Annotated in this window: 7 protein-coding genes; 6 read left to right on the plus strand and 1 reads right to left on the minus strand. The window is 54.3% G+C overall.

Annotated elements, in window-relative coordinates; genetic code table 11:
• Positions 1-61: 61 nt before the first annotated feature.
• From AC222A_RS18190 to AC222A_RS18215, 6 genes are all read left to right on the plus strand, one after another.
• On the plus strand, positions 62-1,297 hold the full coding sequence (locus AC222A_RS18190) for a WecB/TagA/CpsF family glycosyltransferase (protein ID WP_486775393.1): 1,236 nt from the start codon (positions 62-64) through the stop codon (positions 1,295-1,297).
• Between the two features lie 230 nt (positions 1,298-1,527).
• A complete protein-coding gene (locus AC222A_RS18195; protein WP_372748885.1) occupies positions 1,528-2,835 on the plus strand; it encodes a polysaccharide biosynthesis/export family protein in 1,308 nt (435 codons plus the stop codon).
• A gap of 9 nt (positions 2,836-2,844) precedes the next feature.
• Entirely contained in the window at positions 2,845-4,260 is a 1,416-nt protein-coding gene (locus tag AC222A_RS18200) for a GumC family protein (protein WP_372748884.1), read from the plus strand.
• On the plus strand, positions 4,200-5,492 hold the full coding sequence (locus tag AC222A_RS18205; protein ID WP_372748883.1) for an O-antigen ligase domain-containing protein: 1,293 nt from the start codon (positions 4,200-4,202) through the stop codon (positions 5,490-5,492). Before AC222A_RS18200 ends, AC222A_RS18205 begins: the two co-directional genes overlap by 61 nt.
• Positions 5,476-6,573: a polysaccharide pyruvyl transferase family protein gene (locus AC222A_RS18210; RefSeq protein WP_486775394.1), complete on the plus strand. Its 1,098-nt coding sequence runs from the start codon at positions 5,476-5,478 to the stop codon at positions 6,571-6,573. The genes AC222A_RS18205 and AC222A_RS18210 overlap by 17 nt, the downstream gene beginning before the upstream one ends.
• On the plus strand, positions 6,570-7,502 hold the full coding sequence (locus AC222A_RS18215; RefSeq protein WP_372748881.1) for a glycosyltransferase: 933 nt from the start codon (positions 6,570-6,572) through the stop codon (positions 7,500-7,502). The genes AC222A_RS18210 and AC222A_RS18215 overlap by 4 nt, the downstream gene beginning before the upstream one ends.
• Positions 7,503-7,522: 20 nt before the next feature.
• Here the strand turns inward: AC222A_RS18215 and AC222A_RS18220 are convergent, their stop codons facing one another.
• Complete coding sequence (locus AC222A_RS18220) at positions 7,523-8,203, minus strand: hypothetical protein (RefSeq protein ID WP_372748880.1); 681 nt, start codon at positions 8,201-8,203, stop codon at positions 7,523-7,525.
• Positions 8,204-8,297: the final 94 nt, after the last annotated feature.

Here is an 8,297-nt window from a genome sequence, read left to right on the forward strand (position 1 = left end):
GTTTTTTTCAGGGTTGGCACATTCATCGCAATAACCTCCGGTAACTGAAAGGAGGTTCTCCATGAAAAATTCAACGCAAGGTAAGACGGTTCCCGTAAGCGATCGCATCGTGGCCGCACTGTTATTGTTACTGACGTCACCCGTTCTGTTGTCCCGCCTTCTACGCCAGGCCATTGGGCTGGCGGATTACTTTACGGAAAAGACTTTTCATCGCGGCCTGTTTCAACAGCAGGATCTGCTGGTTTACAAAGAGGGTGGCGAGCGCAAGGCGCCACTTCTGGTGGAGGTTGTAAAAGGCCGTATCGCGTTGGTGGGTCCTCGCCTGATTGCGGTCGATGACATCGCGGACGCCGCTTCCATGCCCTTTGCCGAAATGCATTTCGCCGCCACGCCAGGCGTCTTCAGCCTGTTCGAGCTGCGCCGCCATACCGGCCTCGACTTCCTCGAAGAGCAGGAATGCGACCTCGAATACCTCGAAAACCGTGGCTTTGGCGCGCGCCTGAAAATTGTTGTACGAAGCGTGTTGGCCAGTGCCATGTACCGCACAGGCGAGGTCATGCGGGACGCCGCAGCATTTGAAGTGCTTGGCGTGCGTATCGATAACTGGTCTATGACGGAGTCTCTGGCACGTATTGCTCGCGCCGTTGAAAGCCGCGTCAGTACGACGGTGTTTTTTGCCAACGCTCACACGCTGAACTTGAGCTACGAAGATGCGTCTTTTCGGGACACCCTGAACAATGTCGACGTGTTACTGCCAGACGGTTCAGGCATTGAAGTAGCCTGCCGTCGCCAGGGTGTGCGTCGCAAGGGCAATATCAATGGCACCGATATGCTGCCGCTGCTGTGCAACACACTGGCAGAGAAAGGTGGATCAGTGTTTTTCCTCGGCGGCGAAGAGGGTATTGCCTCGACCGCAGCTCAGAACCTCCAGAAGCGCACGCCTGGCCTGCACGTGGCTGGCACACTTAATGGCTTTTTTGACAAAGACAATTGCGATGATGTGATTGCCCAGATTAACGCCGCGCAACCCGATGTACTGCTGGTTGGTATGGGGCAGCCGCTCCAGGAGCGCTGGGTTGCTCAGAACCGCCATAGACTGGATGTACCCGTGGTAATGGCTGTAGGCGGCCTGTTCGACTTCTACGCCGAGAAAGTATCGCGCGCGCCTGTCTGGCTGCGTGAATTAGGCCTGGAATGGACTTGGCGTCTGCTGCAGGAGCCAGGTCGTATGTGGAAGCGCTATGTCATTGGCAACCCTCTTTTTCTGCTTCGCATTCGCCGCGCTACTCCCCGGTAACTCCCGGGCGGCGCAATTTGATTTGCAAAATGCAAACTATAGCGTTTGCAAAATGAAAAAGCTTGGCCGGCTTTTCGCCCCGCTCGTCGGGGTTTTCGGCTATCTTATTGATATATATAAATAAAAAAACGCTTCCTCGGTTTGGCATCGTATGTGCAATAGGGAATACAACTAAACAGAAACACCCTAGTGAAACAGATAGCCAGTTTCCACACATTCGGGAAGAAAACATGAACATCAAACAGGTAGTCACAGGCATTTCACGGTACGTAATGGCAGCAACCTCCGTTGTGGTCATCAGCGGATGCGCAGTACACAGCGGCGTGAAGAACCCTGAAGCCGGTGTGACACGCGACTTCTACGTGCCAGCCAAGCGCGATCAGTCAAAGATTGATCCGCAGGCTGAGGCTGTTAATGAGATGATGGCGCGGAACCAAAGCCTGGCACGCAACGACGAGTGCCTGAACGGTGTGTCTGGCTTCGACTCAACACAGCGTAATTTCTGGGTAAATCAGCCACTGCCTAGCCAGTTGCGCAGTGCCGGTTCAGAACGCTTTGAAGTAAGCGCGAAACGCCGTCTGCTGCCGCTCTCTCCGGGCGACCGCATTGAGGTACTTATTCACGAAGGCGAAGAGTTTTCCGGTCAGTATGTGGTAAATCACGATGGCACCCTCGAGCTGCCTTACCTGCCGCCGATCACCGTTGTGGGGCTGGACACCGAGGAGGTGGAAAACCGCCTGGAATTGCAGCTTGTTCGTGAAAACTTCTTTCTTGCCCACAACTTGCGTATCAGCGTGCGCCCCCTGCAATGGGCGCCGGTGATGGTGTCGGTGAGCGGCGCTGTATTCAACCCGGGTCGCGTGTTGATCAACGAGCGTAACCCACAGCAGATTGAAGAAGCGAAAACCCGCATCGCTGGTGATTACCCCACAAAACGCTATCTCAGCGAAGCGCTGCGCGCAGCGGCCGGCGTACGCCCCGACGCGCGCATCGATAAAGTGGTTTTGATTCGCGATGGCTGGCATCAGGAAATTGACCTTAGTGGTATTTTCACCGGCAACTCGACACAGGATGTGCCGCTGATAGCGGGTGACAAGGTTGTTGTTCCCACGGCAGGCTGCTTTCAACGTCAACTGGCCCGTCCGTCACAGATAACGCCTAAGGGTATCCGTGTATTTATCTCTAACCTGGCCTCAGGCAAGGACAACGCCGCGGCAGCTGTTGGTAACTATGCGACCAGCATGCCTTACGGTACCCGACTGCTGCAGGCTGTAGTGTCCGGTAACTGTGCAGGTGGTACGCAATTGACTAATGCCTCGCGATTTGCGGTACTGGTCAGCGAAAACCCCATTACCGGACAATCTGAAGTGGTAGAGCGCAGCATCGAAGAATTAATGCGTAATCCGGAGCGGGACAACTTTAACCCGTATTTGCAGCCGAACGACTCGGTCGCCTGTTACGATTCATCGGTAACCAATGTCCGTGATATCGCACGAACCATTATCGATATCGTTAGCCCTATCAAGCTGCTGCGATAAGGGAGTTTCATGATGTCTGATCACATGCCAATTCCCGACGACCATGCCCTGGTGCGTTACCGTCGTCCTCTGGACAAGCCCCGCTGGGCGCGGTACATCTTCGTAGGGCTTGCTGTGTTCTTCGTGATCTGGGCCATGGTGGCGGCCTACGTACTGTCTTCTCCAACCTACAGCAGCAAATTCTCCTTTGTGCTGCCCGGTAAAGGCGTCAACACCAAGGTTAATCTGCAGAGTATCGGTGAGGCCAGCACCAGCAGTAGCTCACCCTTCGGCACGCGCGGTATCAACCCGCGTGTCAACTACAAGGAAATTCTGGTTTCCGACCTGGTGGTGCGCCGCGCGGCAGACAGCCTGGACATTGGATTTGCCGATTTCGGCAAACCTACCGTCAAGCTGGTTGATGAAACTGCGATCATTAACGTGGCAAACAAGGGCGGTTCTCCGGAGTCGGCGCGGGCCAAGTCCGAAGCGCTGGTTGAAGCTTTCAATAGCCGTATCGAAGAGTTGCGCACCGATGAAATGGACCGCCGTGAAGAAGGTATTCGTCGGGCCCTGTCGGTTTACCAGCAACGGCTGGACGATGCGCAGAATGCCCTGCTTGATCACAAACAGAACTCCCAATATGTGTCTGCCCGTCAATACGAAGAGCTGACCATGCGGCTAGAGCGCCTGAAGGAAGAGCAGGTGCGAGCCAGTGGTGACCGAGATAATATATCTGGCTACGTGCAGCAGCTTTCCATGAATCTGGGAATTACCCCGCGCATGGCGGCAAATGCTTTTATGCTACAAGCTGATGCGCAGTTCTCACTGAACCTCAAAGACTACCAGGAAGCCAGCGCCAATCTGGCGGTCTACCGTTCCAAGTGGGGCGGGGCGCACCCGGCAATTGTAAAAGAAGAATCGAAACAGGATGCCACCCTGGACGCCATGCGCAAACGCAGCCTGGAATTGATTGGTGAGCAGGACCTCAACATTCTTCGGCTGATCAATATCAGCAGTTCCAATGAGCGCGGCACCCTGTTTCAGGATCTGTTAGTCAACTTCGCCAAGGCCAAAGGGCTGAACGATAAAATAACCCAGCTGGGTGGCGCGATTGATCTGCATGTGGATAACCTCAAGCGTTACGCGCACGAAGCGGCAGAGCTTGAGAATCTGGAGCGTGACTACGAGATAGCCGAGGCAGTCTATACCTCTGCGGTAACCCAGATTGATACCAGCAAGACGGACGTGTTTGCGTCGTATCCGCTGGTACAGGTTTTGGCTGCCCCCTCGTTGCCAACCAAGCCCGTCTCGCCAAATAAACCACTTGCCATAATTGGTGGTTTTCTGGGGAGCATGATGACAATGTTTGGACTCTTTCTGCTATGGAAGCGCAAGCAATTGCTCCAGCAAATATTATCGAAAAGTGGATTTGGTACGCTTTAATACTGACCTATCCCTTTTATGTTATTGGCGCGGTCTACATCGTCGCGCCTGTGCTGGGCTGGATTCTGATCGCCTATTGGGCCTACAACCTGTGGTTGCCAGAGCCTATGCGGATAAAATCGTTTCAGCTGGAAATTCCACCCATCGCCTGGTTGTGGATTGTGGGTATGCTGGTGATGGAAGTGGCGCTGGTGGCAGGTCACGTAAACTTTCATCTGGGCCTTCCCGCGATTATCAAATCCAGCATCGGCTGGGCCAAAGGCTGGGCACTGCTGGCCGTCTTCATCATGGTAGGAGCAACACTGCCGGTCAGGCCTGAATTGATCTACCGGGCCTGCTGCATCATCTGCCTGCACACACTGATTCTGATTCCCATTTTTGTTGGCTCCTACTATGTTGGTATTCCGGGAAAGATTTTTATCTCGCCCCTGAAAGCCATTGGTGGTCCGGGTCCGGAATTCTTTGAATTTCAGCTCTACGGGATAAACCCTGAGTCACATGGGCCGCGTTGGCGTTTTTTTACACCCTGGGCACCGGCGGCAGGATTGCTGGCTAATTTCTATATGGTGTTTGCGCTGCAGGAAAAGGAAAAGTTTTGGCGCTGGTGCGGCATTATTGGAAGTATTGCGATGGTATTGATGTGTCAGTCCCGCGCGGGGCTGGTGGCTATGCTGTTTGTATCCCCTGCCGTGTATTTTATCTCACGCCTCAATAACCCCGTTTTGTGGATGACCGGCGGGGTAGGTATGGCCGCTGCGAGCATCGCCTTTACCAACCTGATGGAACTGGCGGATATCACCATCACGGAATTCAAACAGGCCCGGGCTGGATCAAGCCGGGTGCGGGCGGCACTGGCCCGCATTGCTATTCAGCGCTGGCGTGACGAAGCGCCGGTGTGGGGCCACGGCGTGGTGGAACGTGGCCCCCACCTGGTGGAATTTATGCCGATTGGTTCGCACCACAGTTGGTATGGCTTGCTGTTCGTCAAAGGTATTGTGGGCTTCTTCGCGTTGTTTATTCCGATGGTGGTGACACTGATTGTTCTGTTTATCCAGGCGCAGCGCTGTGCCACCTCGCGCGCCGGACTTTGCTGTATTCTGATTCTGATAATGTTCAGTTTCGGTGAAAATCTGGAGATACTGGCGTATCTGTTCTGGCCCGCTCTAGTGATAATTGGCGCGGCTTTTCGCAATGACATCGTAGGAAAATCATTTAATGCCAAAAACGTTTGACGCTTTGCTCGTAGGTTACTACGGCATGCACAATACCGGCGATGATATGCTCATGGCGGCCACTGCCGAAGGGGCAAAGGCACTCTATGGAGCTTCCCGTCTTGCGGCTACCTGCCCCAAGGGCAGCGAAGTTGCACAATGGCTGGAATGCTCACCCGTGCAAAGCCGGAAGCAGCGCGTTAGGGCGCAGGATCGAGCGCTCAAATATGTAGGGGCCTGGCGCAGCGAGCATATTCTGATTGGTGGTGGATCGGTATTTCATACGGCCAAAGATATTGCTCAAAAACGTCACTACCTGAAGCTTTCCGGTAATGCCGAGCACCGTGCGGTCGGCGTAGGTCTTGGCCCATTTGTCGATACAGAAGCGGAAAAGCAATGTGCTGCCTTTCTCAATGAGGCTGCTTTCACAGGCGTAAGAGATCGGGACAGTTACGACATTGCGAAATCGATAGCGCCTGCTGCCAATGTGGCGTTGACCTATGATCTGGCGCCAGGTTTGGTAGAAAGCGACGCCTTTAAGAGTGCGTTAGCATCCCAGCGCGACAATGCCATCGGTTTTGCACTTTGTCCAAAAGAGCGATTTGAGGGTTATAGCCAGCGCGAGACCAACCGCCTGTTAAAGCTGGCGGCGGCGGCAAAGCAATGGCATCGCGAAAGCGGCGCCGGCATAAGGCTATTTGATTTTAACGGTCACCCGACGCTGGGTGATGCTCAGGTTCACCAAGAGTTTATGAATCTGCTTGATGGAGTCCCGGTAGAGTATCTTCCTTATCATGCTAATCCATACCATTGTATCGCTGCCATAAGCCGTACGAAAATGATGGTAGCCATGCGATTACATGCGGCGATTTTTTCTTTTCTCACGAAAACACCGTACTTGAGCCTGAACTATCACCCTAAATGCGACAATTGGTGCAGGGATTCACAACACAGCCCCCAGTATGCGTTTGATAGCGCTACCTTCGATGTAGAAGCGTTGACCAAAAGCGGTTTTGACATCCTTAATGGTCACTATCTAGAGCCGCAACTTGCTATTGCGGCGGCCAGGGATGAAGCACTGAAAAACTGGGAGGCGCTGTGAGCAGTATCGATTTTGCAGTCATCGTGCCGCTGTACAACAAGGCATCTCACATCGTAGACACCCTGAACTCGGTGCGTGCTCAGAGCCATCCTGCGGCAGAGGTGATCGTGGTTGATGATGGTTCTACCGATGATGGTGCTGATCGTGTACAGGCCTTGATTGACGCAGGCTTTCCTGCGCTTTCGTTGATCCGGCAGACTAATGGTGGTGTATCGGTTGCCCGCAATACCGGGATAGCCGCGGCAACGGCAGATTTCATTGCATTTCTTGATGGCGATGACTTGTGGTTGCCGACGCTACTGGCTGAAATGGCGACACTGATAGCCACCTTTCCCGAGGCGGGTGGGTATTCCACGGCTTTTGCACACTATACACCCGATGGTCGTGTGAGCCCGATTCAACCGCATTTTCCAGAGCGCTACCGCGATAAACAGCAATTTCTTTACGACTACTTTGAAGCGGCGGCCACGGGTGAATTGCCGGCAATGACCTCGGCTACCTGTATACCCAAACGGGTACTCGACGAGGTAGGCGGTTTTCCTCCTGGTGAAAAAATCGGTGAGGATCAGGATGTCTGGATTCGGGTAGGCCAGCGCTATCCATTGGCCTACAGCCGTGCGGTATGCATGCACTATTTGGTCGAGGCGGAAAATCGTGCCTCCGTGATGCATGTGCCGGAGCGCGAATGTCCGTTCAGTGTCCGCTTGCGGGAGTACGCAGAGACCTCCGGTGACGAGCGCCGCCCGTTGATGCTGAAGCTCACAGCCAATCACTTGTTGCACCTGGCGCAACTCAATATCCGTAAAGGTAATTATGCAGCCGCCCGGCACTTGCTCAAAGAGCGCCGAACCTGGCTGCTGCCGGTGCGTCGGCTGAAATGGGAACTGGCGTTCTGGCTAGCGCGGTGCGGCTTGCTGTTTCGTCGTTGACGCGGATGGCGGCGGAGCGTTTAGCTCCGCGACGATTGCAGGGTCTGATTGGCTTGTAACGTGAGAAAGTAGCGGGTGGCCAGATCGTGAATGAAGGTGAACCAGAGCACGATGCCCAGGAATTTTGTTCCGTCCTCTACCAGGATAATAGCGGCGTTGCCGTCGGCGGGCAGCATGTCGGCGCAGACCGAAAGGGTCCAGCACAATAGCGCTGGCGCTGCGTAAATAAACGATGGTCCGATGGCTCGGTGGAAAATCAGCAGCGTTGCGATAATAAGAAAGCCGATGCTGGCCTGAATGGCCGCTTCGGGCAAATAAGGCACCATCTGCGACAGGGTTTCGTGAATCATCAGAGCATCGTCCGCCAGTAGCAGAAAGCTGCAGAGCGACAGCCACATCAGAGCGCTGGTCTTGCGCGGCCCACCTTGAATGCGTTTGCGAAAATTTCCAGCGAAAAAGCCCAGTGCGGCGGAGCCAGCCAACAGGCAAATACCTATAGTCGAAATGAGCCCGACAAACCAGGCGTTGTCTACCTGAGTGCCGGCGTCTTCGGTCAGGGTTCCCAACTTAATGCCGCTGCTCTGCTGGGCAACCAGCGCGACCATAAATACCAGCAGGGTAATGATGGCGGGCAGAGCGAGAGATGCCGCATTGAGCTCCGGCAATACCCGCTTTCGACGTATAACAAGTTTGGTATGCATGATTACGCCGCCACCAGGTTAACAACCTGTCTTTCCAGATTATCGTAACGGGTTGGGCGCATGATGTTCAGCAATACCGCGCAGCCCATGGTGG

This window comes from Litorivivens sp., assembly GCF_057445395.1.

Bases quoted from the DNA above. Each gene is read 5' to 3' on its own strand.
- AC222A_RS18220 (WP_372748880.1), bottom strand. From the start codon at position 8,203: ATGCATACCAAACTTGTTATACGTCGAAAGCGGGTATTGCCGGAGCTC.
- AC222A_RS18190 (WP_486775393.1), top strand. From the start codon at position 62: ATGAAAAATTCAACGCAAGGTAAGACGGTTCCCGTAAGCGATCGCATC.
- AC222A_RS18195 (WP_372748885.1), top strand. From the start codon at position 1,528: ATGAACATCAAACAGGTAGTCACAGGCATTTCACGGTACGTAATGGCA.
- AC222A_RS18210 (WP_486775394.1), top strand. From the start codon at position 5,476: ATGCCAAAAACGTTTGACGCTTTGCTCGTAGGTTACTACGGCATGCAC.
- AC222A_RS18205 (WP_372748883.1), top strand. From the start codon at position 4,200: ATGGAAGCGCAAGCAATTGCTCCAGCAAATATTATCGAAAAGTGGATT.
- AC222A_RS18200 (WP_372748884.1), top strand. From the start codon at position 2,845: ATGATGTCTGATCACATGCCAATTCCCGACGACCATGCCCTGGTGCGT.